Below are 221 nucleotides of genomic sequence, written 5' to 3'. Positions count from 1 at the left end.
GGGGACACGTGCTGAACAACAGAGTCGCAACCCACTCCCACGACCCCATCAGGACCTCATGGGAGAGTTCCGCGATGGGATGGCGATTGGGTACGCTCTGGACGAGAACGGTGAGCCCGAAGACGTTCCGATGTGCATCCCACCGAATCTGCTGACAACTCACTATGGTCGATTCGGAACCACTGGCGCAGGGAAGTCCAAGGCCTTTATCAACGAGATTC

At 57.5% G+C, this 221-nt stretch carries 1 protein-coding gene; it reads left to right on the top strand.

Annotated features, from left to right (window positions below):
* Positions 1–221, top strand: a 221-nt coding sequence (locus tag AUR66_RS21980; RefSeq protein WP_197409754.1) for a hypothetical protein, incomplete at both ends; no start/stop codon positions are given.

The sequence above is a fragment of the Haloferax profundi genome (genome assembly GCF_001469865.1).
Classification (GTDB): Archaea; Halobacteriota; Halobacteria; order Halobacteriales; family Haloferacaceae; genus Haloferax; species Haloferax profundi.
The sequence above is the reverse complement of the archived record's forward strand: the minus strand, read 5'-3'. Positions and strand labels throughout refer to the sequence as shown.